The 23,848-nt window shown below is 69.0% G+C and carries 21 protein-coding genes; 10 read left to right on the top strand and 11 right to left on the bottom strand.

Features of this window, described 5'->3' with window-relative positions; translation table 11 throughout:
* Positions 1–89: 89 nt before the first annotated feature.
* The 6 genes from HLA95_RS15010 (at position 90) to HLA95_RS14985 (ending at position 7,921) form a co-directional block, all read left to right on the top strand.
* Positions 90–329: a hypothetical protein gene (locus tag HLA95_RS15010; protein WP_191061131.1), complete on the top strand. Its 240-nt coding sequence runs from the start codon at positions 90–92 to the stop codon at positions 327–329.
* 27 nt (positions 330–356) lie between these two features.
* Positions 357–2,087 (top strand): HAD family hydrolase, encoded by a 1,731-nt coding sequence (locus HLA95_RS15005; protein WP_222183725.1) that lies wholly within the window; start codon positions 357–359, stop codon positions 2,085–2,087.
* 104 nt (positions 2,088–2,191) lie between these two features.
* Positions 2,192–4,729, top strand: coding sequence for an NAD-dependent epimerase/dehydratase family protein (locus HLA95_RS15000; protein WP_191061328.1), 2,538 nt, complete (start codon positions 2,192–2,194; stop codon positions 4,727–4,729).
* Between the two features lie 9 nt (positions 4,730–4,738).
* A complete protein-coding gene (locus HLA95_RS14995; RefSeq protein WP_222183723.1) occupies positions 4,739–5,653 on the top strand; it encodes an aldo/keto reductase in 915 nt (304 codons plus the stop codon).
* Positions 5,650–6,348, top strand: coding sequence for a DUF6064 family protein (locus HLA95_RS14990; protein WP_222183722.1), 699 nt, complete (start codon positions 5,650–5,652; stop codon positions 6,346–6,348). The genes HLA95_RS14995 and HLA95_RS14990 overlap by 4 nt, the downstream gene beginning before the upstream one ends.
* Positions 6,349–6,430: 82 nt before the next feature.
* Complete coding sequence (locus HLA95_RS14985; RefSeq protein ID WP_191061393.1) at positions 6,431–7,921, top strand: phospholipase D-like domain-containing protein; 1,491 nt, start codon at positions 6,431–6,433, stop codon at positions 7,919–7,921.
* 18 nt (positions 7,922–7,939) lie between these two features.
* Here HLA95_RS14985 and HLA95_RS14980 read toward each other — a convergent pair whose 3' ends face one another.
* From HLA95_RS14980 to ltnD, 3 genes are read right to left on the bottom strand one after another with little or no spacing between them, the layout of a single operon-like run.
* Entirely contained in the window at positions 7,940–8,953 is a 1,014-nt protein-coding gene (locus tag HLA95_RS14980) for a lysylphosphatidylglycerol synthase domain-containing protein (protein WP_191061392.1), read from the bottom strand.
* Between the two features lie 57 nt (positions 8,954–9,010).
* Positions 9,011–9,805, bottom strand: a complete 795-nt coding sequence (locus HLA95_RS14975) for an endonuclease/exonuclease/phosphatase family protein (protein WP_222183720.1) — start codon at positions 9,803–9,805, stop codon at positions 9,011–9,013.
* Positions 9,806–9,841: 36 nt separating this feature from the next.
* Complete coding sequence (gene ltnD, locus HLA95_RS29170) at positions 9,842–10,717, bottom strand: L-threonate dehydrogenase (RefSeq protein WP_222183718.1); 876 nt, start codon at positions 10,715–10,717, stop codon at positions 9,842–9,844.
* Positions 10,718–10,859: 142 nt separating this feature from the next.
* Here ltnD and HLA95_RS14965 point away from each other — a divergent pair, with 142 nt between their 5' ends.
* From HLA95_RS14965 to HLA95_RS14955, 3 genes are all read left to right on the top strand, one after another.
* Entirely contained in the window at positions 10,860–11,882 is a 1,023-nt protein-coding gene (locus HLA95_RS14965) for an aldo/keto reductase (protein ID WP_191060726.1), read from the top strand.
* Between the two features lie 66 nt (positions 11,883–11,948).
* Positions 11,949–12,104 carry a hypothetical protein gene (locus HLA95_RS14960; RefSeq protein WP_191060727.1) on the top strand — a complete coding sequence of 52 codons (156 nt, stop codon included), beginning with the start codon at positions 11,949–11,951 and terminating at the stop codon, positions 12,102–12,104.
* Between the two features lie 114 nt (positions 12,105–12,218).
* A complete protein-coding gene (locus tag HLA95_RS14955) occupies positions 12,219–12,755 on the top strand; it encodes a CHRD domain-containing protein (RefSeq protein WP_191060728.1) in 537 nt (178 codons plus the stop codon).
* A gap of 51 nt (positions 12,756–12,806) precedes the next feature.
* Here the strand turns inward: HLA95_RS14955 and HLA95_RS14950 are convergent, their stop codons facing one another.
* The 5 genes from HLA95_RS14950 to HLA95_RS14930 form a co-directional block, all read right to left on the bottom strand.
* Positions 12,807–14,303 carry a hypothetical protein gene (locus tag HLA95_RS14950; RefSeq protein ID WP_191060729.1) on the bottom strand — a complete coding sequence of 499 codons (1,497 nt, stop codon included), beginning with the start codon at positions 14,301–14,303 and terminating at the stop codon, positions 12,807–12,809.
* A gap of 396 nt (positions 14,304–14,699) precedes the next feature.
* A complete protein-coding gene (locus tag HLA95_RS14945) occupies positions 14,700–16,520 on the bottom strand; it encodes an ABCB family ABC transporter ATP-binding protein/permease (RefSeq protein ID WP_191059349.1) in 1,821 nt (606 codons plus the stop codon).
* Positions 16,521–16,619: 99 nt separating this feature from the next.
* Positions 16,620–17,501 carry an endonuclease/exonuclease/phosphatase family protein gene (locus tag HLA95_RS14940; protein WP_191059350.1) on the bottom strand — a complete coding sequence of 294 codons (882 nt, stop codon included), beginning with the start codon at positions 17,499–17,501 and terminating at the stop codon, positions 16,620–16,622.
* Entirely contained in the window at positions 17,498–18,721 is a 1,224-nt protein-coding gene (locus HLA95_RS14935) for an adenylate/guanylate cyclase domain-containing protein (protein WP_191059351.1), read from the bottom strand. The genes HLA95_RS14940 and HLA95_RS14935 overlap by 4 nt, the downstream gene beginning before the upstream one ends.
* Complete coding sequence (locus HLA95_RS14930; protein ID WP_159714757.1) at positions 18,702–18,917, bottom strand: hypothetical protein; 216 nt, start codon at positions 18,915–18,917, stop codon at positions 18,702–18,704. The genes HLA95_RS14935 and HLA95_RS14930 overlap by 20 nt, the downstream gene beginning before the upstream one ends.
* A 202-nt stretch (positions 18,918–19,119) precedes the next feature.
* On the opposite strand from HLA95_RS14930, the gene HLA95_RS14925 reads away from it, so the two are divergent.
* Positions 19,120–20,469, top strand: a complete 1,350-nt coding sequence (locus HLA95_RS14925; RefSeq protein ID WP_223861485.1) for an Nramp family divalent metal transporter — start codon at positions 19,120–19,122, stop codon at positions 20,467–20,469.
* Positions 20,470–20,489: 20 nt separating this feature from the next.
* Here HLA95_RS14925 and HLA95_RS14920 read toward each other — a convergent pair whose 3' ends face one another.
* The 3 genes from HLA95_RS14920 to HLA95_RS14910 all read right to left on the bottom strand — a co-directional run bounded on the left by HLA95_RS14920 (position 20,490) and on the right by HLA95_RS14910 (position 23,633).
* Positions 20,490–21,332, bottom strand: coding sequence for an amino acid ABC transporter substrate-binding protein (locus HLA95_RS14920; protein ID WP_191059352.1), 843 nt, complete (start codon positions 21,330–21,332; stop codon positions 20,490–20,492).
* A gap of 160 nt (positions 21,333–21,492) precedes the next feature.
* Positions 21,493–22,269 (bottom strand): MlaA family lipoprotein, encoded by a 777-nt coding sequence (locus HLA95_RS14915; RefSeq protein ID WP_191059353.1) that lies wholly within the window; start codon positions 22,267–22,269, stop codon positions 21,493–21,495.
* Positions 22,266–23,633: a hypothetical protein gene (locus HLA95_RS14910; protein ID WP_222183717.1), complete on the bottom strand. Its 1,368-nt coding sequence runs from the start codon at positions 23,631–23,633 to the stop codon at positions 22,266–22,268. Before HLA95_RS14910 ends, HLA95_RS14915 begins: the two co-directional genes overlap by 4 nt.
* Positions 23,634–23,848: the final 215 nt, after the last annotated feature.

Below are 23,848 nucleotides of genomic sequence, written 5' to 3'. Positions count from 1 at the left end.
TGCAATCTGCAATCGCCGCCGGCCTGCCCCAGGTGGAACCACGGGCCGCAGCGTCACGTTGCGCTGCCAGCAGAACGAGGAGGCAAAACATGGCCAATCGCATCGACCAGACCACCGGCTCCGGCACTGCGGCGGCAGGCAAGGGCAAGGGTGACGGCAATGCCGACCCGGGCCTCGAGCAGTCGGTCGACCGGGCCGTGCCCGATGCGGAGAAGCTGCCGGGCCGCGGTGCGGAGAACCCGATCACCCAGCAGGTCGAGAAGGCGGTCGACGAGCGCCAGCCGAAGCACGGGCCTTCCACGCTGCAGGGCAACGACCAGCCTGGCTGACCGGTCGCAGGCGCCAGCAAACAAATCATGAGGAACATGATGTACTATCTGGCGCTCGCCACTGACTATGACGGCACGATCGCCGAGCATGGCGCCGTGGATCAGGCCACGTTCGACGCGCTCTGCGAGCTGAAGAAGTCGGGGCGGCGCCTGATCCTGGTGAGCGGCCGCGAGTTACCGGACCTGCAGCGGGCGTTCCCGGATCTGGAGCTGTTCGATCTCGCCGTCCTGGAAAATGGCGGGCTCCTCTACGAGCCCGCCACCCGGACCGAGACGGTGCTGGGCGAACCCCCGCCTGCGGCCCTGGTCGAGCGGCTCCAGGCCGAGGGCGTCGAGCCGCTTTCGGTCGGCCGCTCCATCATCGCCACCTGGACGCCGCACGAGCACACCGTGCTGGCGGCGATCCGGGAACTCGGCCTGGAGCTGCAGATCATCTTCAACAAGGGCGCGGTGATGGTGCTGCCGTCGGGCGTCAACAAGGCGACCGGCCTCCATGCAGCGCTGGAGCGGCTGGGCCTCTCGGCGCACAACGTGGTGGGCGTGGGCGACGCGGAAAACGATCACGCCTTTTTGGCCGAATGCGGGGTCGGCGTGGCGGTGGCCAATGCCCTGCCTTCACTCAAGGAAGCGGCCGAGATCGTGACGGAGGCCCCGCGCGGGGCGGGCGTGGCCGAGCTCGCCGCTGCGATGGTGGCCAACGACCTGGACGACCCGCGTGCCGCGTCGCGGCGCAAGGTGCCGTTCGCTCGGCCGGTCGGCGGCGGCGACGCCGCGGCGATGATCGAGCTGGATCCACGGGATGGGGCCACGCTGATCGCCGGGATCTCGGGCGGGGGCAAGTCGACCATCGCCACCACGCTGCTGGAGCGCTTCGCCGAGCGTGGCTTCCAGTTCTGCGTGATCGACCCGGAAGGCGACTATGGCGAGTTCAACGGTGCCGTGGTGCTGGGCGACGCCCAGCAGCCGCCTTCGCTCGAGGACGTGGTGGAGCTCTTGGGCCCGCGCATGGAGAACGTGGTGGTGAACCTGCTGGGGTTCGACATCGACGAGCGGCCGGGCTTCCTCACCCGCCTCCTGCCGGAGATCCAGCGCCTGCGCGCCGAGGTCGGCCGGCCGCAATGGCTGCTGATCGACGAGGCCCACCACATGTTCCCGCGGGAATGGGTGCCGGCCGAGGCGGTCGTGCCGGAATGCCTCCCGGCCACCCTCATGATCACCGTGCACCCGGAATCGCTGGCGCCGAAGCTCGCCCGGACCGTCACCACGATGCTGGCGATCGGCAGCGATCCGAAGCGGGTGCTGGAGGAGTTCGCGGAAGTCTCGGGCAAGCCGGTGGGCGAGGTGTCAGCCGGACCGATGGAGCCGCGCCATGGCATCCTGTGGCGGGACGGAATGGTCCAGGAGGTCGAGGTGGACCCGCCCAAGGAGCGGCTCAAGCGCCATGTGCGCAAGTACGCGCAGGGCGACCTCGGCCCGGACCGGAGCTTCTATTTCCGCGGCCCGGATGGGAAGCTCAACCTGCGCGCCAACAACCTCATGATCTTCCTGCAGATCGCCGAGGGCGTCGACGACGAGACCTGGCTGTTCCACCTTCAGAACGGCGACTACGCACGCTGGTTCGAGGAGGCGGTCAAGGACGACGGGCTCGCCAAGGAGGTCCGCGAGCTGCCCGAACAGGCCGATCCCGCGGCGAGCCGCCGGGCGGTCAGGAAAGCGATCGAGCGCCAATACACGGTGGCGGTCAAGGCGCAGGACTGACCTGGGACGGCCCGCCGGCCGTTTCCACGCCTCCGCCTCGGGAATTCGGAACCCGCCGCCCGGCGCGGGGTTTGCCAGGGAAGTGAACTGCGCTTGGAGCGATGATGGCCCCGGCAGCCGACACCGTGATCATTACCGGCAGCAACGGCTTTCTGGGGCAGGCGCTGGCCCGTCGCCTGATGGAGCGCTACCGGGTGATCGGGCTGGACATCAGCCTGCCCAAGCAGCCGGTCGAGGGCATGACCTCGCTGGAGTTCGACCTGGGCTCGGAGGACAGCGTCAAAAGCGCCATCGCCGAGGCCAGGGGGGTCAGCGGCGGCCCGATCGCCTCGGTCATCCACCTGGCCGCCTATTACGACATCACCGGCGAGGATCATCCGCTCTACCAGAAGATCACGGTGGACGGCACCGGCCGGCTGATCCGGGCGCTCAGGGAGGGTGAGACCGGGCAGTTCGTGTTCGCCAGCACCATGCTGGTGCATGCGCCGGCCGAGCCCGGCATGCGCATCGACGAGGACCACCCGATCGACCCGCCCTGGGCCTACCCCGCGTCCAAGGTCGCGGCGGAGCAGGTGGTGGAGGCGGAGCGCGGCGACATCCCGACCGTGATCCTGCGCCCGGCCGGCATCTACGACGACGACGGCAGCGCCGCCTTCCTCGCCCAGCAGATCGCCCGGATCTATGAGCGGCTGCCGACCGCCTACCTGTTCGCCGGCGACATCGACCGCGGCCAGCCCTACCTGCACCTGGACGACTTCGTGGACGCGGTCTTCCGGGTCGTGGAGCGGCGCCAGAAGCTGCCGAGGCACACCGCCTTCCTCCTGGGCGAGACCAGCACGCCCACCTATCGGGACATGCAGCGCACGCTCGGCCGGCTGATCCATGGCGAGGACTGGCGGACCCTGTCCCTGCCCAAGCCGCTGGCCCAGGTCGGGAGCTGGATGCAGACCGAGATCCTCGACGAGGACAGCTACATCAAGCCGTGGATGACCTCGATGTCCGAGGATCACTACGAGCTCGACATCTCCCGGGCGGAGCGGCTGCTGGGCTGGCGGCCGAAGCACGACGTGATGGCGACCCTGCCCGACATCGTCGCCCGCCTGAAGCAGGACCCGCCCGGCTGGTACGCCCGCAACAAGCTCGACCCGGCCACGGTGGCCGCTGCCGCTCCGGTGATCGAGGAGGCGGCCGAGCAGATCGGGCAACTGTCCGAGGCCCGGCTGCGCCAAGCCGACGAGGCGATGGAGCGGGAGCGCGACCGGACCGACTGGTGCCACCTGCTCAACATGATGCTGGGCGCCTGGCTGGTGGCCTCGCCCTTCATCCACGGCCTGTTCGATCCGGTGGGCCAGCTGCCGCCCCCGCCGGCACTGGGCCACGAGCTGCCCGACCCCACCGTCCGCAACTGGTGGCTGGGGATCAGCGAGATCGTCACCGGGCTGCTGGTGATCCTGTTCTCCAAGCTGGCGCTCGACCGTGGGCGGGGCTGGGCGGCCTGGGTGGTGACCGTGCTCGGCTGCTGGCTCCTGCTGGCCCCGCTGGTGTTCTGGACCACCAATGCCGCCGCCTATGGCAGCGACACGCTGGTCGGCATGCTGCTGATCACGTTTGCGGTGATCATCGCACCCCAGCCCGGCGTCGCGCGGGAAGCCCTGGCTACCAAGGGCGACCGGCCGCTCGGCTGGTCCTACTCGCCCTCCAGCTATACTCAGCGTGCTCCGATCGTGGCGCTGGCCTTCGTCGGCCTGTTCGTGTCGCGCTACCTGGCCGCCTATCAGCTCGGCCATATCGACAGCGTCTGGGACCCGATCTTCGGGCCCGGCACCAATGAGGCGGCGAACGGCACGGTCGCGGTGGTCACCTCGGCCGTGTCCAAGGGCTTCCCGATCGCGGATGCCGGCTTCGGCGCGGTCGCCTACATGCTGGACATCGTGACCGGTGCGGCGGGCGACCGGCGCCGCTGGCGGACCATGCCCTGGCTGGTCCTGCTGTTCGGCATGCTGATCGTCCCGCTGGGTGCCGTCAGCCTGATCTTCATCATCATCCAGCCGACGATCATCGGTGCCTTGTGCACGCTGTGCCTGATCCAGGCGGCGGTGACGGTGATCCTGATCCCGTACTCGATCGACGAGGTGCTGGCGACCTGCCAGTACCTGATCCGGGCCAGGCGCGCGGGCCTGCCGTTCTGGCGCACGCTCTGGCGCGGCGGGCCGGCTTTGTCGGACGACATGGACCCGTCGCCCGGCTTCAGCCAGCCGCTCGGCAGCCTGATGGTCGAGTTCCTCAAGGGCGGGGTCAACTTCCCCTGGACCCTGGTGGCATCGACCGCGATCGGCGTCCTGCTGATGGCCACGCCCCTGTTCCTCGGCACCACCGGCGATCTCTATTTCAGCCACCACATCATGGGCTGCCTGGTGATCACCATTGCGGTGACCGCCATGGCCGAGATCGCGCGGGCCGCCCGGTTCCTGAACGTGGCGATCGGCGCCTGGGTGGTGGCCTCGCCGTTCCTCCTGGGCGGGGCAGGGCTGGTCGACCAGATCGGCGCGGTCGTGCTGGGTGGCCTGCTGGTCGTGCTCAGCCTGCCGCGCGGCGAGCGCAGCGAGGAGGACTATGGTGGCTGGAACCACCTGATCGTCTGAGGAGGGGCCATGACGGGTCATGTCCGGGGCTGGCGACGGCGGGAGATGCTGGGGGCGATCGCGGCAGCGCCGCTGGTCGTGGCGGGATCGGCCGCCGCCGCGCCCGCGACCCGCGCGGTGCCGTCGTCCGGGCAGCCCGTGCTGGTCGTCGGGCTCGGCACCTGGATCACCTTCAACGTGGGGGACGATCCGGTGCTGCGCGACGAGTGCGCGGACGTGATGGCGGCATTCTTCCAGGCCGGCGGCGGCATGATCGACTCCTCGCCGATGTACGGCTCGTCGCAGCCCGTGGTCGGTCATGGCCTGGCCAGGCTCGGCCACCCGCCCGGCCTGTTTTCGGCGGACAAGGTCTGGACGTCGGGGGACGGCGCAGCGCAGATCGAGCGCTCCCGCCAGTTCTGGGGCGTGCCGCAGTTCGACCTGCTCCAGGTCCACAATCTCGCGGACTGGGAAAGGAAGCTGCCGCTGCTCCAGGAGATGAAGGCGGCCGGGCAGCTCGGCCATGTCGGCATCACCACCTCGGAAGGGCGGCGCCACGGCGAGTTCGTCCGGGTGATGCAGGGGCACCGGCTCGACTTCATCCAGGTGACCTACAACGTGCTGGACCGCGAGGTGGAGGAACGGATCCTGCCGCTGGCGCAGGAGCGCGGCATCGGCGTGATCGTCAACCGGCCGTTCCGCCAGGGTGCGCTCACCCGTGCGCTCGAGGGGCAGCCGCTCCCATCGGTCGCGGCCGAGCTCGGCTGCACGAGCTGGGCGCAGCTGCTGCTGAAGTTCATCCTGGCTCATCCGGCGGTGACCTGCGCCATCCCGGCGACCACGCGGGTCGACCACGTGCAGGAGAACATGCAGGCGGCCGAGGGGAAGCTGCCGGATGCCGCCTTGCGCCGCCGGATCGTGGCCGAGGTCGAGGCGGTGCTATGATAGATGACTGGGGCAGCTACGCGCTGGAGGACTTCCTCCTGTTCGCGCCGCGCACCTATTTCCGGCTGATCGAGCTGCACCATGCGGCGGTGTGGCCGGCACAGCTCCTGGCCGGGGCGGCGCTGGTGCTGGTGGGCGTGCTGATGTGGCGCAGCCAGGGCATGCGCACCGTCGTGCTGGTGCTGGCGGCGGGCTGGCTGTTCGTGGCGTGGTCCTGGTTCTGGCTGCGCTATGCCACGATCAACTGGGCGGCGGGCGGTGCCGCCCTGGCATTCGCGCTGCAGGCGCTGGCCCTGCTGGTGCTGGGCCTGTCCGGCCGGCTGGGCTTTGCCGGCCCTGGCCGCCGCCGCGCAGCACTCGGCCTCTTCGCCGCGGCCTGCCTCCTGCCGGTCTTCGCGGCACTTCTGGCGGGACGGAGCTGGCGGCAGGCCGACCTCGCCCTGGTCCTGCCCGATTCGACCGCGCTCGCGACGCTGGCGGTGCTGGCCGGCTGCACCGGCTGGTGGCGCTGGCTGCTGGTGCCCGTCCCGCTGCTGTGGTGCGTGGTGGCCGGGCTGACGCTCCTGGCCATGGACGCCCCGGATGCCTGGCTCGTCCCGGGCCTGGCCCTGCTGTTGCTGGCAGGCGGCATGGGGCTGGCCTGGAGGGATACGGCACACCGGGAGGACTTGGCGGCCCAGCGGCGCTGCGCATGACCGTTTCCGGATGGTATGGTCGAACCGGAGCCGCAGCGGCGGATGTGTGGCCAGGGCGCCTGCGCTCCCATCGAGGATCGAGATGACCGAGGAGCATGACACGAGCCCGCGGGCCAAGGCGGCGCTGCCGGCGATCCTCCAGCCCGGCCGGAACTGCTGGCGGATCGCGCGGGCGTCGCGCGCGGCCCTGCTGCCCGATGCCGCCAGCTACTTCGCCAGGCTCGCCCAGGCCTTCCAGCGGGCCCGTCGCTCGATCCTGATCATCGGCTGGGATTTCGACGGGCGGATCCGGCTCTGCCCTACCGACCAGACCTGCCAGCCGCTGGGCGCCATGCTGCGCGGGCTGGTGGAGGCCAAGCCGGAGCTGGAGGTCCACATCCTGGTGTGGAGCTTTGCGGTGGTCCATGCGCCGAGCGCGCCGTCGGAGCTGCTGCTGAACCAGGACTGGGAGCAGCATCCGCGCATCCACCTGAAGCTCGACCACGAGCACCCGATCTATGCCGCGCATCACCAGAAGATCGTCTGCATCGACGACCGGCTCGCCTTCGTGGGCGGGATCGACCTGACGGTGAAGCGCTGGGACACATGGCGGCACAAGGCCCGCGACCGGCGGCGGATGGATCCCGAGGGCGATCTCTACGAGCCGGTCCACGACATGCAGATGGTGGTGGAAGGGGAGGCGGCCGAGGCGGTGGCGGCCGTGGCGAGGTCCCGCTGGCAGCGCGCCCAGGGCCAAGAGCCGCCACCCGTGCCCACCACGGAGCGGGACGAGCTCTGGCCGCCCGGCCTGGAGCCGCACTTCGTCGATGCGGAGGTGGCGGTGGCGCGTACCCTGCCGGCCTGGCGCACCTATCCATCTGTCCACGAGATCAGCGCGCTCACCCTGGACGCAATCGCGGCCGCCCGGCACTGCATCTACATCGAGGCGCAGTATTTCGCCAATTTCGAGGTGGCCGAGCTGCTGGAGCGGAGCCTGCGCCAGCCCACCGGGCCGGAGGTCGTGGTGCTGATGAGCCGCCGCCTGCCCGGCACGCTCGAGCAGTTCATCATGGGCCGCAACCGGGACCGGGTGCTGCGCCGGCTGATGCGGGCCGACCGGCACGGCCGATTCGGCGGCTACTACACCTGCACCCCCTCGGCCACAGGCGACATCGATATCCTGATCCACGCCAAGCTGATGATCATCGACGACCGGTTCCTGAAGGTCGGCTCGGCCAACATCAACAACCGCTCGGTCGGGCTGGATACCGAATGCGACCTCGCGATCGAGGCGCACTCTGATGGGGAGCGCCAGTCGATCGCCACCATCCGGCGCCAGCTCCTGGCGGGCCATCTCCGCGTCACGCCGGAGCAGTTGCGGGCGGCCACGGTCGAGCATGGCTCGACCATCCGGGCGATCCGGGCCCTGCAGGCCGAAGGCAAGGGGCTGCGCGACTTCGCGGGCGTCGACCCGAACGGCCGGACCGGGCCGGTGATCGGCACGGCCCTGCTCGACCCGAGGGAGCCGATCGGTGCCCGCTGGCGGCGGTTCGGCCGGCGGCAGTCCGAAAGCGCCACCCTGGCGCCTTCCTGACTGCTCTGGCCTGACCGTTCAGGCCGGGGCCGGGGTGGACCGCCCCGGCTGCTCCTGTCCCGGCCTGCCACGCGCCCGGAACACCAGTTCGGTCAGCAGGAAGACCGTGCCGCCGATCGCGAACGGGATGAAGAAATAGATGCAGCGGAACGCGATCAGCCCGCCGATCACGTTCTCACCCTTCAGGATGAACATCACCACGCTCTCGATCACGCCGAGCCCGCCCGGCACGTGCGAGATCAGCGAGGTGACGTTGGCGATCACGTAGATGGCGGCGATGCCCAGATAGGGCATCTCGGTGAACGCGGCGAGCGACTGGTAGAGGCAGGCGGCAACCATGATGAAGTTGGTCGTGCCGATCACGACCTGGGCCACCGCCAGGCGCAGGCTCGGCATTTCGAAGGACCAGCGCCACAGGTGCAGCGGCCGGCGCAGGAACGCCGCCAGCACGAGATAGAGGGCCACGATGGCGAGGCAGCCGGCACCGAGCGCCAGCATGACGGGCTCGCCCAGCCGGGTGATGCGCTGGCCGAGGTCCGGGCGGACCAGCAGGCCGGCACCGCCCAGCCCGATCAGGCCGATCCCGACGGTCAGCCCGCAGAACAGGATGACCTTGGCGACCTCCTCGTTGCTCAGGCCCCAGCGGGAATAGAAGCGGTAGCGGATCATGCCGCTGCTGAGCGCGGCCATGCCGATCGTGTGGCCCATGGACAGGCTCAGGAACGAGGCCAGCGCCACTCGCGGGTAGGGCAGGCGCTTGCCGACATAGCGGGTCGCCATCCAGTCGAAGCCGGTCAGGCAGAGATAGCTCAGCGCCGCGAACAACCCTGCCAGGAGCAGGTTGCCCACCGGCACGGAGGCGACCGAATCGACCAGCTCCTGCCAGGTGTAGTGCGAGAAGGTCCGGTAGAGCAGGAAGGCGGCCAGGCTCAGGGCGGCCACGGTGACGCCGATCGTCACCCAGCGTCGCCAACCTCCCTTGCCCTGCGCCGCCTCCGGCCGGCCGCTCTCATCCGCGCTGGCTGCCCGCATCGATCCGCTGATCCCATGGCCGCGGCGGCGGTCATCTCCGTCGCCGTCCTCCCGTCATCAACCGGACAGAGCGGGCGCGGCTCCGGAACTCGCCGGAAGCTGCTCGTCCGCCGGGTCGGGCAGCTCGCCCACCTGGAAGTCCATCACCAGCGGCAGATGGTCGGAGGCCAGCCGGGCCAGCGGGGTGCGCACCACGCTCACCCGCTCCACCGCCACCGGACCCCGGTAGAACAGGTGGTCGAGGGCCATGATCGGCATGCGGCTGGGGAAGGTGGCGAGGCGCCGGCCGGGCTGGCTGCCCTGCGCCTCGTGCAGGTGACGGCGCAGCCGCCGGAAGGTGGCGCTGGCCGAGGGTGCGTTGAAGTCGCCGGCCAGGATCAAGGGCGGCCGGCAGTCCGGATGGCCCAGCCAGTCCGGCCCCAGCAGGGCGTGGCTCTGCAGCAGGCGCTCGGCACCCAGCAGGCCCAGATGGGTGTTGATCACCTGGAGCGGCCGGCCCGCCACGCTGACCTCGGCCCAGAGCGCGCCGCGCGGCTCCAGGAACAGGCCGCGTGGCGGCCCGGGCAGGGCGCTGGCCCGCACCAGCCGGCATGGCAGGGTGGTCAGGATGGCATCGCCATACTGCTCCTTCAGCACGTTGACCGCGGGGTGGAACAGCATGCTCATGCCGAGCCGCTCGGCGATCAGCTCCGCCTGGTGGACTCCGCCGCTGCGGGCGCGGCCGACATCGAGCTCCTGCAAGGCCACGATGTCCGGCTCGAGTTCGGCCAGCACCTCGGCGATCCGCTCCGGTGCGTGACGGCGGTCGGTGCCGATGCAGCTATGGACATTGTAGGTGACGATGCGCGGCACGCAGGGATCTCCATGCGGGGAAGGCTGCTATGGAACTCAGCTTCCCTTCACTTCGATCCCTGCCAGGCGCTCATAGACCTTCACCACCGCGGCATCGTCCTCGCCGCCGAGCCCGGCCGCCGCCGCTGCCAGGAACTGCTGGTGCGCCGCCGCCGCGACCGGCAGGGGAAAGCGCAGGCTGCGCCCAGTATCCAGCACCAATCCTAAGTCCTTGACGAAGATCTCGACGGCGGAGTGGGGCGTGAAGTCGCGTGCCAGCATGTGCGGGACGCGGTTCTCGAACATCCAGGACCGCCCGGCGGCGTTGCTGATCACCTCGAACAGCTCCGTCGCGTCCGCCCCGGCGCGCACGCCCAGCGCCATGGCTTCCGCCGCGGCCGCGATATGCACGCCGGCCAGGAGCTGGTGGACCGTCTTGACCGTGGAGCCGATGCCGATCTTCGGGCCCAGGCGGAATACCTTGGCAGCACAGGCATCCAGCATGGGTGCAGCCTTGGCGAACGCCGCCTCGCTGCCCGAGGCCATGAAGGTCAGTTCGCCCGAGGCGGCCCTGGCGGCACCGCCCGAGACCGGGGCGTCCAGGTAGGGGTGGCCCGCCGCCTCGACCCGCTCGCCGATCCGCACCGCATCCTCGGCGGGGATGGTGGCGCTCGACACGACGACGGCACCCTCGGGCAAAGCGGCAAGGGCACCATTCTCGCCGAACAGGGCGACCTCGAGCTGATGGGCATTGACCACCATGACCAGCAGGATGTCGGCCCCGGCCGCAGCTTCCGCCGGCGAGGCCGCGGCGGTGATGCCCTCGATGCGGGTCGGGCGGATGTCGTAGCCGGTCACCTTCAGGCCCCGGGCGCTCGCGGCGCGCGCCATGCCGCCACCCATCGAGCCTAGGCCGATCACGCCGAGCTGCACGGGTCGTTCTCCTTATTGGTCCTGGTCCGAACCTGCGCTGCCCGTGCCGGGCAGGCAAGCGGTGCCGGCGGACGCCTTGCGGGCGCTTACGCTTACCAGGACGCCGCACTAGGATCCCGGCCCGCTCAACAGGGAGACGATGATGACGGAACTCGCCACGCGCGAGATCGGGACGACGGGCCTCGCGGTGCCGGTCCTGGGGTTCGGGTCGGCGCCGCTCGGCGACATCTACGAGAAGATCCCGGAGGAGCGGGCGCTGGCCACGGTGCAGACGGCCTACGACTCCGGCTGCCGGCTGTTTGATACTGCGCCGCTCTATGGCTATGGCCTGTCCGAGCACCGGGTCGGCCATGTGCTGCGCCGGCAGCCGCGCGATTCCTACGTGCTCTCGACCAAGGTCGGCCGTTGGCTGAAGCCGACCCCGCCGGAGCAGATCGACCGCGGCCAGTGGGCCGGCGGGCTGAACATGCAGCCGGTCTACGACTATTCCTATGACGGCACGATGCGCGAGGTGGAGCACAGCCTGCAGCGCCTGGGCATCGAGCGGATCGACATCCTGTTCATCCACGATGTCGACATCTGGACCCATGGCACCCGCGAGGCCTACGAGCAGCGCTACAAGGAGGCGGTCGAGGGTGCGTTTAGGGCACTGGCCGAGCTGCGCGCGCAGGGCGTGGTCAATGCGATCGGCATGGGCGTGAACGAGATCGAGCCGTGCAAGCGGCTGGCGACCGACGCCGATCCGGACGTGTTCCTGCTGGCCGGGCGCTACACCCTCCTGGAGCAGAACGGGCTGGACGACCTGATGCCGCTGGCGCGGCAGAAGAAGTTCAGCTTCCTGCTGGGCGGGCCGTTCAATTCCGGCATCCTGGCGACCGGCCCGGTGGAAGGGGCGAAGTACAACTACAAGCCCGCACCCCCGGAGATCCTGGAGCGGGTCCGCCGGATCGAGGCGGTCTGCCAGCGCCACGCCGTGCCGCTGGCCGCAGCCGCGATCCAGTTCCCGCTGGGCCTGGCGGAGGTGGCGTCGATCATCCCGGGTGCGGTGAAGCCCGAGGAGGTCCAGGCCAATGTCCGGCTGATGACCCAGCGGATCCCGGCGGATTTGTGGGCGGAACTGCGCCACGAGGGTCTCTTGCGCGAGGGCAGCCCCGCGCCGGGCTGAGGCACTGCCCGGGCCGGTGCAGAAGCGCCGGCCCGGGCGTTGGCAGCCTGTTCCGGATGTCGGGTAATGCTGGTGACGAATGTTGGAGATGTTCCGGCAGGAAAATCTGCCCACTCGGAAGTCACGATCGGCCTGGATCAGATCGGCAGCTTCTCTTTGGGAATATTGACGTTGATCAGCGGCTGGTCTGCTGTCGTATTTGGCGGTGGAAATATTACATAAACCAAGGTCAATATTTCTTGAACTGCCCGTGAGGCTGGCGGAAGATGATGATGGTAACCAAGGTGATCTGCCCCGCTTCGTCCGCGGAGGCGATTGCCGGAAAGGGAGGTTGCAATGATCCGCGCCAAGCTCATGGGCACGCTGTGCGCCGCATTCTGCCTTGCCGCCGTGGCGGGTGATGCAGTCCAGGCCAGGGATGGCGACCGCCGGGGCGACCGGCACCGCAACGTCTTCGTGGTGAAGCTCGACAGCTTCCAGGAAGTGCCGACCCTGGTCACGCCGGGCAGCGGCAGCGCCACGCTGCGCATCGACGGCAGCACGATCAGGTACACGCTGGAGTACCGGGCCACCGAGAGCACCGTGACCCAGGCGCACATCCATATCGGCCGCCCGGCGGTCAATGGCGGCATCTCCGCCTTCCTGTGCACCAATCTGGGCAATGGCCCGGCCGGCACGCCCGCCTGCCCGAAGTCCGGGCGCGTGTCCGGCACGATCCGCCAGGCCACGGGGCCCGAGGCCCAGGGCGTGGACAATATCGGCGAGCTGATCCGCGCGATCCGCGCCGGTGCGGTCTATGTCAACGTACACTCGGCCAAGTATCCGGCCGGCGAGATCCGCGGCGACGTGCATCGCCACGGACATCATCACTGAGCCGATCACCGGTGCGGCCGCGGGGCGGGTGCTCCCTCCCGCGGCCGTTCTTCAGCGGGGCCGACCGACCACGATCAGACTCTGGCCCCAGGTGACCAACTCGTCGCGGCCGTCATTGTCGACGTCGTAGAGCAGGGGGAACGCCGCCCAGGCCTCGTATTCGTTGGCCGTGCTCACCTGCTTCACCTTGCTGCCCTTGAGGTCCCAGTACCAGTTGGTCGACAGGATCTTGCTGCCGGCGCCGTTGAACACGTTGCCGAACATCGAGACCAGCTCGTCGGTGCGGGTGTCGCTGTCGAGCTCGGCGTTCTGCATCGGCACGACGCGGTGGCCGATGGTGCGGACGATCTTACCGTCCTTGTTGAGCACGTGGCTCTTGGTGGTGTCCGAGCCGCGCTGGGTGACGGTGATCGATAGCGGCTTGGGGGCAGGGTCGAGCTGGGCGATCGACAGCTCCTGCGGGTTCTTGATCTCCTTGGGCATGGTCCAGAGCCGCTTGCAGTTGCTGGCGTCGAAGCCGCCACCACCGGTGGCACCCAGCGCCACGGCGGTGATCCGGGTGGAGGCGGGATCGAGCCGGCCGACGCGGATCGCGTCGACATGGTCCTTGCTGTTCCAGCCGCTCAGCGAGCAGCGGATCTTGCCGTTGAAGTCGAGCGCATACTTGCCGGCGAAGAAATACTCCATGTAGCCGTCACCATCGGTGTCCACCCCGGCGGTCTGGTGGCCGGCATGGCAGGTGTCGGTGGTCCAGAGCAGCTTCAGGTTGGTGTCGTAGGCGGCGACCCGGGTATAGTAGTCGACATAGTTCTTGCTGTCGCACTTGGCGCTGCCGCCCGGCTGCTGCTGGGCGACGATCACGATCGGCTTCTTGTCCGACTGCTTGCGATACACGGAGATCAGGCACAGGCTGGCGGCCGAGTTGCTCTGGCCGCTCAGACTGACCTTGCGGATCTCCTTGCCGTTGGCGCCGTTGCGGGCGACCAGCTGTCTGGTGGAGCCGGACTGCCAGCAGTGGAGGACGTCCTCCTTCTTGTCGCCGTTCAGGTCGAGGATCGCGGCGGTATCGCGATGGGTCCAGGCTTCCTTGCCCTGGCGGCGGCCGGAGCTGTTGGTGATCTGCCAGATCTTGTTACCCTTGCCGCCATAGAGCCGCATGATCCGGTGGCCGTTCCAGTGCAGGAATTCGGCCGTGCCGTTGTTGTTGAAGTCGAGCGGCAGGAGGCTGGAGAACACGTTGTCCAGCGCGTTGCCGTCGAGCTCGATCTGGTTGACGATGTCGATGCCGAGCTTGGCCTTGCCGTTCTTGGTCCCGCCCGGGCGCGCGATCGGCACGAACTCCATGCCCCGGTGCGAGGTGCGCTGCAGCTTCACCCGGTCGTCCAGCCGCCTCGCCAGCACGTCGTCGTTCGCCGCACCGGCCAGCGCCGCCTGAGCGGCCAGGCCGGTGATCGGGGCCGCCTCCGTGGCCAGCGCCGTGCCCGCAGCCGGAGCGGACACCGCCAGCAGCACGGCAGCGATGCCCATCGCCCCGCGAATACGCATCATGATCCTTCTCCGGTCGTGAACCGACCATGGCGGAGCGTCGGCAGACGGCTGGCCATGGCTCGTGAAGTTGTCGGAAGTTCTATCTAGTCGGCAGTTATTCGCCTAAAGGTTGTTCTTATCTACCATCAATTCATCCGGTAGTCGCGTAGATCATTCCGTCTTCCTTGAGAACACGTTACGCCTCGACCGGATCATGGATGTATTATTATTCATCTTCCGGAAGAGTCGTAGAATTACATCGACGCTCCGGTGCATCCATCAAACACGCGTCAGAGCTGGATTTTTCCGCGCACAGCAGCGTCGGGCCTCAGAGCTGAAGCTCGGAATTATTACCGGAAATTCTGATGACGTGACCCCCAGGCCACGGCCCGTGATCCAGGCTGTTGCGCCGGCTGGTCAGTCCGCTGGGTAGCTGCCGGGCACGCGCTCATGCTGGCGCCGCCACATCTGCGCATACAGGCCGCCATGGGCCAGCAGCCGGTGGTGGTTGCCCCGCTCAACCACCTTGCCCCGCTCCAGGACCAGGATCTCGTCGGCGTCCACCACCGTGGAAAGGCGGTGCGCGATCACCAGCGTGGTGCGCCCGGCCGCGACCTGCTGCAGTTCCGCCTGCAGCGCCTGCTCGGTGCGGCTGTCGAGGGCGGAGGTGGCCTCGTCCAGGATCAGGATCGGCGGGTCCTTCAAGACGACCCGCGCCATGGCCACCCGCTGCTTCTCCCCGCCGGACAGCTTGAGCCCGCGCTCGCCGACCACGGCGTCGTAGCCTTCCGGGAGGAGGCGGATGAAGTCGTGGATCTGTGCGGTCCGGGCCGCGGCCTCGATCTCCTCCTGGCCGGCATCCGGACGGGCATAGGCGATGTTGGCGCGGATCGTGTCGTTGAACAGCACCGTGTCCTGCGGCACCACGCCGATCGCCTGGCGCAAGGAGCGCTGTCGCAACCCGCGCAGGTCCTGGCCGTCGATCCGGATCTGGCCGGAGCTCACGTCGTAGAAGCGGAACAGGAGGCGCACCACCGTCGACTTGCCGGCGCCCGATGGGCCCACGATCGCCAGCTTGCGCCCCGACGGGATGGTGAAGGACAGGTCGTCCAGGATCGGCCGGCGCGGGTCGTAGGCGAAGCTGACATGCTCGAAGCGCACCTCGCCGCCGGCGAGCTGCAGCGCCTTCGCGTCCGGGGCATCGGCCACCTCGGGCTTCAGGCCGGACAGGCCCGCCAGGTTCTCCAGGTCGATCAGCGACTGGCGCAGCTCACGATAAAGCACGCCCAGGAAGTTCAACGGCAGGTAGAGCTGGAGGATGAAGGCATTGACCAGCACCACGTCGCCCACCGTGGCCTCGCCCGCCACCACGCGCGCCGCGGACAGGCCCATCAGCACGGTCACGCCGATGGCGATGATGGCGGCCTGGCCGGTGTTCAGGAGCGAGAGCGAGGTCTGCGAGCGGACGGCGGCCTCCTCGTACTGCGCCATCGCCTGGTCCAGCCGCCTTGTCTCGTGCTCCTCCGCGGTGAACGCCTTGACCATCTCGTAGTTGATCAGCCCGTCCACCGCCTGGCCGGCGAACAGATTGTCCAGCCGGTTCATCTCGCGTCGGTACTTGGTCCGCCAGTTGGTGGTCCAGATGGTGAAGGCCGCATAGACCGCGATCGTGGCGAACACGGTGAACGCCCAGCTCCAGGGATAGAGCCGGAGCAGGATGCCCAGCACCAGGACCAGCTCGACCAGGACCGGGCCCATGGCGAACAAAGCGGTGGTGAGCAAAAAGCTGATCGCTTTCACCCCGCGCTCGACCGAGCGGCCGAGCTCGCCGGTGCGCCGCTCCAGGTGGTAGCGCAGCGACAGGTCGAACAGGTGGCGATACACCCCGATCGCTACCCGCCGCCCGGCCCGCTCGCCCACCCGGGCGAACAGGGCGTCGCGCAGCTCCTGGAACAGGGCGGCACCCAGCCTTGCCGCGCCATAGGCGATCAGGGCCACCAGCGGGATGGTGAGCAGGTCGGCCGGCATGCCCAGCGCATCGACCACCCGCTTCAGGAAGAACGGCACCTGGATGTTCAGGAGCTTGGCCGCCACCATGGCGATGCTGGCCAGCACCACCCTGATCCGGAGGCCGGGCTCGTCCTTCGGCCAGAGATAGGGCAGCACGAAGGCCAGCAGGCGCCGCAGCTCGGCCAGTCCTGCCCGTGGCTCGCGCGCTGGCTCGATCGGCCCCTGCATCCGTTCCCCGCTTGCCTGATCCGGCCCAGGAAGCAGAGCGGATGCTGGCGATGGCCGCTCGTTACGCGGCTGGCTGGAACGGGTCCAGGAAAACCGGGCTCAGCCGAGCTCCAGCTCGACCGCGACCGGCTGGTGGTCGGACAGGTCGCCCGGCAGGATCCGGCAGGAGCGGACCAGCGGCGCCAGGCCTGCGGTCACCAGCACATAGTCCAGCCGACGCGGCGCCACCTCTGGATCGTCCCACCAGGTCATGCCTTCCTCCTCGGCATGGCCGGTGAGCGTCCAGGCATCGGCGAACCCGTCCAGATGGGCGACCCGGCCGAAATGCGGATCGCAGGCGCCCACGAGCCGGGCATAGGTCGGCTCCGCCGGCGTCAGGTTGAAGTCGCCGACCAGCACCATGTCCGGCGGCACTGGGGGTGCCTGGATCTCCTCGCCCCACCAGGGATGGTCGGACCCGGCAGCGCCATGGGAGATACCGCCGGACAGGGCTGCCTCGCGGTAGAGCCGGAGCAGGGCGTCCGCCTGCTCCAGGCGCAGATCGGCCTGGGCATGGTCCAGATGGGTCGAGCAGAAGCGCAGGTGCCGACCGGACGGCAGCTCGAGGATCGTGTCGAGCGCGATCCTGGCACTGGTCGGAATACCCATCGCCGCGCGCCTGGGCAGGGTCACCGGGTTGGCGGTCAGGATCGGGAAGCGGGAGAACACCGCATTGCCGAACTGGCGGCGCACGGCACCCTTGGGACCCGGCTCGTGCTGCTTCAGGATGTCGGTGGCGGGGCCATAGACATGGTAGTGGTCGGGCAGCAGCTCGGCCAGCCGCGCCACCTGGTCGACCTCGCCGGTCCGCCGCCAGAAGCGTTCCACTTCCTGCAGGCCGATGACGTCGAACGGGCGCAGGAGATCGGCCTGGCGCTCCAGGTCGACCCGGTCGTCGCGGCCGCGGCCATACTGGATGTTCCAGGTAACGAGCGAGATCATGCGGTCGGATCCAGGGTGAAGAGGTTCTGCGGGCGGGTCACGCCACGCAGCGCATAGCGGCCGAGCGAGACCAGACGATGACGCTCGGAGGGGGCCGCTTCGGCGAACGCCTCACTCAGGATCACCGGCTGGTCCAGGCTGCGCGACAGGGCGGCGATCCGGGCCACCTGGTTCACCGCTTGGCCCAGCACGGTAAAGTCCATCCGGGTAGTGCTGCCGAAATTACCGTAGAGTAGCTCACCATGGTGCAGCGCCACGTACACGCTCGTGGTCGGCGCACCGCGCTGGGCCCGCCGCTCGTTGAGCTCGGTCACCACCCGCCGCGTGTCGTCCACGGCCGCCAGGGCGCGGGCAGCACCATCGTCCTGCTGGAACACGGCGAGGATCCCGTCGCCGGTGAACTTCAGCACGTTGCCGCCATGCCGCGCCAGCTCGTCGGAAATGGTCGCGGCATAGTCGTTGAGCAACGCCAGCACGCCCTTGGGCGGCTTCTCGTCGGTGATCTTGGTGAAGTCGGCGAGATCCGAGTACCAAATCACCGCGCTGATCGGGTCGGCCCGGCCGCGCAGCACGTTACCGTCCAGCACCTTCTGCGCCGCATCGTCACCGAGATAGACGCCCAGCAGGGTGCGCACGGTGAAGAGTGCGGCATGGGCCTGGATGATCAGGACCAGGATGGTGGCGACGCGCTTGAGGCCCTTGGCGGTGGCCGCGTCGATCCGGAACCCGCCGCCATGGGCGAAGGACACCCAGACGTCGTTGTCCGACGTGATGCGGAGCGCTCCGCGCACCCGCTCGGTGAACAGGAGATATTCGGTAACACCTTCCTGGCGCAGATCGGCCAGGATCGGGAAGCGCGCGGCCAGCTCGTCGTCGCCGGTCGGTAGCTGGATCGACGGCTCGCCCGTCTCGATCAGGTGGCGGATCGGGCTCTTGATCCACTCCTCGACGTCCCAGCTCTCCCGCCGCTCCATCATCAGCGACTCGACCCCGGTGCTGGGCCGCCAGCGCCAGCCCATGCCCTCGATGGTGGGATGGAGCAGGTCGCCGCCTGCCGCGAGGCGGAGGATCGGCAGGCCGATCTCGGTGAGCCTGGCCGCGACCAGGCCGATGAACTCCCCGGGATCGGGAAAGTCGGAAGCACGGGCCAAAAGCTCGTCGCACAGTTCCAGGAGCTGGCCGGCACAATCCGGGCAGCAGTCAGAAATTGCCTCGGCCATGCAGCTCCACCCCGGTGAGCAGCGAAATGAGATGCGCCAGGCAGAGCACGATGCCGATGGTGCCGATCGCCAGCCAGAACAGGGCGGGCACCAGCGGCGCCGGCCCCAGCCCGATCGGCCGGCGGTCCTGCCAGGCGCCCAGGCCCGCCAGGAGCGTCGAGACGATCAGCCAGCCAATGGTCCAGGACATCGTCATGGTCGGGACGCCGCGGCAGCAGGAAAGAACATCGGCTGCATGTGCGCCTTGCCCGGCCATCGATCAAGCGGGAGGGCTGTAGCCGGCAGGACGCAGGCGGGTACGGAACCGGGCGGCCTCGAGCGAGTCCTGCCTGCGCGCGGGCTTGCCTCCCCGGCCCGTGCGCGACAGGACTGCCGTGCGATCCTCGAACCGGAACAAGATGGCCGCTCCACCCGAAGGCGCCGTGCGCATGCCCGACCGGCCCGGCCGAGTGCCGCCGCGGAGCCTGCCGGAGGTGCACGGCACCATCGCCGTGCCCATCGGCGGGGGCTTCGTGCGCAAGCTCATGGCGTTTCTGGGCCCGGGCTACCTGATTGCGGTCGGCTACATGGACCCGGGCAACTGGGCGACCGGGCTCGCCGGCGGCTCGGCCTTCGGCTACACGCTGCTCGCGGTGGTCCTCCTGTCCTCGCTGATGGCGATCCTGCTGCAGGCGCTGTGCGCCCGGGTCGGGATCGCCACCGGCCGCGACCTCGCCCAGCTCTGCCGCGAGCGGTTTCCCAGGAGCATGGCCTACCCGCTCTGGCTCCTGGCCGAGCTGGCGATCTGCGCCACCGACCTGGCCGAGCTGATCGGCACGGCGATCGCGCTGGAGCTGCTGTTCGGGATCCCGCTGCTCTACGGCGTGGTGCTGACCGCCCTGGACGCCTTCCTGATCCTCTGGCTGCAGCACAAGGGCGTGCGCCGGCTGGAAGCACTGGTGTTCGGCCTGATCACCCTGATCCTGGTCTGCTTCGTGGTCCAGATCGCCCTGGCCGACCCGGACTGGGGTGCGGTGCTGCAGGGCTACCTGCCGTCCGCCTCGATCGTCACCGACCAGCACCAGCTCTACATCGCCATGGGCATCATCGGCGCCACGGTGATGCCGCACAATCTCTACCTCCACACGGCCCTGGTGCAGTCCCGCGCGATCGGCGACGAGGTCGCCCAGCGCCAGGAAGCGATCCGCTTCGCCAGCTGGGACAGCAGCATCGCGCTGGTGCTGGCCCTGCTGATCAACTCCGCGATCCTGATCACCGCGGCCGCGGTGTTCCACGCGGCCGGCCGGACCGACGTCACCGAGATCCAGGACGCCTACCAGCTCATGGCGCCGCTCCTGGGCGGCAGCCTGGCCGCGATCCTGTTCGCGGTGGCCCTGCTGATGTGCGGCATCAACTCGACGGTCACCGCCACGCTCGCCGGCCAGGTGGTGATGGAAGGCTTCCTGCACTTCCGGATGCCGCCCTTCCTGCGCCGCCTGATCACCCGGCTGGTCGCCATCGTGCCGGCGGTGCTGGTCACCTGGCTTTATGGCGAGAGCGGCACGGCCGAGCTCCTGATCCTCAGCCAGGTGATCCTGTCCCTGCAACTCCCGTTCGCGGTGATCCCGCTCATGCTGTTCGCGTCGGACCGCCTGCGCCTGGGCCCGCTGATGGCGCCAACCTGGCAGCTCCTGCTCGGCTGGGCGATCGCACTCCTGATCGTGGTCCTGAACCTGAAGCTGATCGCCGACTTCCTGCTCGGCGGCTGAGGATCAGGCCAGCGCGCCACTCACTCCGGCAGGGCGTGGATGAGGTAGAGCGCCTGCACCAGGGTGGACGGCTCCGCACCGGTGCCGAAGGAGGCCGTGAAGACCTGCTCGATGCCGCCGCGATACAGCCCGGCCAGCACCCGGTCGACCGCAAGGCGGAAGTCGCTGTCGCCCTTGGGCAGGGGCAGCGCATAGGGCTCGTGGGAATACAGGTGGCCGGACACCATCAGCCGGTCGGCGTCCGGGCTCTTGCGCCACTGGTAGAGCAGGATGGCGCCATCGCCGAAATAGGCGCCCAGCCGGCCGGCAGCGAGGTCGGCCACGCCCTGCTCGTGGCTGTCCACCGTGACCAGCTCCGCCTGGAACTGCTGCTCGGCCAACGCCTCCTTCAGCTCGGTTTCGGTGGTGGTGCCGGCCCTGACCCCGATCTTCTGCCCGGCCAGCTCCTCGAAGCTCCTGGGCCCGTCCTGGCGGTAGAGCAGGGTCGAGCCGGTGACGAAGGTCGGCAGCGAGAAGTCGACCAGTTCGCGCCGGGCCAGGGTCTGGGTGGTGGCCCCGCACACCAGGTCGACCTTGCCAGTCAGCAGCTCGGCAAAGCTGCCCTCGTCCTTCACCGGCAGGTAGCGGACCTCCAGCGTATCCAGCCCCAGCTCGGCCTTGATGCCGGCTGCGATCGCCTTGCACAGCGCGACGCTGTAGCCGGCGGCTTCGCCGATCGGGCTCTCATAGGAGAAGGGCTCGGCGTCGGTGCGGTAGCCCAGCGTGATCGTCCCGCTGGCCTTGATGCGGTCGAGCGTCGCCGCTTCCGCGGTGGCGGCCGTCAGGCCCAGGCCGATCAGACCGGCAGCAATCAGGATGCGCATGCGTCATTTCTTCCCTGGAGTGGCCGGGACGGTCGGTGACCGCTTGGGCCGCCCCCGGCTGCCCATTTTTCACACCATGCGTCAAGAGAAACGACATTGTCGTGGCCAGAACGGGCGGCTCCGGAATCCGCGGTGCCGCTCATCTGCTCCCGTGGACCCGTCAGTTGCGGATCTTCACCTCGCGCGACTTGGTGATGAAGTAGCGGACCAGGTCATACTCGAAGGGCGAGCCGGTCGAGTGGTAGCGGAAGTCGATCTGGTAGCGGGCGTCGATCGGCCAGAGCCCCCAGAACAGGAGGTCGTAGAACAGGTCGTCGCGCACGTCGCTCGGCAGCTGCTGGAGCAGGACCCAGTCAGTGCCCAGGTCCACGCCCATGCCGGTCGCATCGCGCAGGTTCGACGGGCCGATGATCGGCAAGACCAGATAGGGGCCGTTGCCCAGGCCCCAATAGCCGAGCGTCTGGCCGAAATCCTCGTCCTGGCGCGGCAGGTTGAGATGGCTGGCAGGGTCGAACAGGCCGAACAGGCCGACCGTGGAGTTGATGATGAACCGGAACAGGGTGGGCGAGGCCTTCTCCACCTTGCCCTGCAGCACCGAGTTGGTGAAGGTCGTGATCTCTTCGAGATTGTTGAAGAAATTGCTGACGCTCCGGCGGACCGGCGCCGGGGTGACGGACGTGTAGGCGTTCACCACCGGCAGGTACACGTACTGGTCGAACTGGGCGTTGAACTTGTAGATGGCCCGGTTGGTGCGCTCGAACGGATCATAGATCGCGATCGGGTTGGCGGCCTCCCTGGTCTCGCCCGGCCGGAGGAACTCGGTGATCGGCCGGCGCGGCGGGGCCATGCCCTGCGGCTGGGGAGGTGCCGTGGCGCAGCCGGCCAGCGGCAGCAGGAGCAGGGCGGCGGCGGTGCTGCGGCCAATGGTGCTGGTCATGCCGTGAAATAGCCGCTGATCTGCTCGACGACCGGCCAGAAGGCCAGGTTGCCCATGTGGCCGCCATGCGGGTGAACGGAGGCGCGATCGCCGAAGATCTCCCGCAGCCCGTCCAGGTCGCCGGGCGCCAGGATGACGTCGTCGGCATTAGTGATCAGGCCGATCTGCTTCTGCCCCGCCAGCCAGCCGCCGATCCAGCGGAGGTCGCTCCGGTCGATCAGGTCCTGCCGGGTCAAACCACCGCCCGCATAGTGCTCCACGAACAGATCGTTGAAATAGTCGGTAAAGCTCAGGCGCAGCGCCACGGCCAGATAGTCGCCGAGCGGCGTCGTCGAGCGGAACTCCTGGCCGCGCGGGAACACGTAACCCGACCGGTTCATCACGTCCGAGGTGAAGATCAGGTTGGTGGTGGACAGGCGGAACGCCAGCCCGATCGTGGTGGCGAGGCTTTCGTCGCTGGGCTGGAGCCGCTGGTACAGTTCGAGCACCACGTTCTGGCCGGAAAAGTCGAGCGGGTCGTTCGGGCCCACGGCATAGGCCAGATGGTCCGTCAGCCGGGCCAGGAAGCGGTCGAGCCCGTCGATCCCCTGGGGCAGGCCCCGGTAGAGCATGGCGTCGATCTGCTGGATCGAGTGGTAGAGGCTGAGCGGCGGGTTGATCAGCAGCACCCGGCCGAAGCCGATCGGTGCTGCCCGCGCCGCATCGGCCCTGGCCACGAAGGCGGCATGCCAGGCGCCCAGGCTGTAGCCGGTGAGGTCGTAGCGGGTCACCTGGATCCGGCCGGCCAGCCGCTGCCGGATCGCGTCCATCACCTTGAGGAGGTCGGCCGCGTCCTGCTCGCCATTGCCGGGCATGAAGGTGCTGCCGGCGGTGACGATGAAGTTGGCATGGCTGGGCGAGGGGATCAGCACCACGTGCGCGCCGCCGGCGTGCAGGGTCCGCGCCAGCAGGATCATCAGCCGGGAGCGGTCGTCCGCCCCGGTGCCCGCGATCACGAACACCAAAGGTGCGGGGCGCTCCTGGAGCAGGGTCGAGTAGGTCAGGCCGCCATCATAGTACCAGAACCCTTCCGGGATCGCCCGGCCGGGGAACCGCTCGAGCGTCGCACGCTGTGGTGCCGGCCCATCGGGCAGCACTGCCCGCAGCTCGGCGGGCGTGCCGACCACGGTGGCGACCCAAGGATCGGCGAAGGGGAAGGGCGCAGAAGCTGCGGCGACGTCGGCCGGGGCGAGGGTCGTCGGCGCATGACCGGCGGAACTGGCGCAACCGCCCAGCGCCAGCAGGCCCGCCATCCCGAGCAACTGCCGCCGGCTGGGGCCGTGGCGGCCACCGGGCGGGTCCAGCGCGATGCTCGGACGGGTCATGGGCAAAGGGACCACTCGCGGAAGGTCGACGCCGAACGGAGCGGCCAGCCGGTGCGCCAGGAACACCCCACGGCACCTTCACGTTCCGGCGCCGATGGAATCCACCTGGGGAGCGCAAGCCGGTACCACCGGTGCCGATCCTGGACAAGGCGGCCATCGGTACCGGCCGCGACCCGGAGACGTCCGGGCCAAGCTGCGAGTGGAAGAACAGGAGA

The organism is Geminicoccus harenae (assembly GCF_019800005.1).
GTDB classification, from domain to species: Bacteria; Pseudomonadota; Alphaproteobacteria; order Geminicoccales; family Geminicoccaceae; genus Geminicoccus; species Geminicoccus harenae.
The sequence above is the reverse complement of the archived record's forward strand: the minus strand, read 5'-3'. Positions and strand labels throughout refer to the sequence as shown.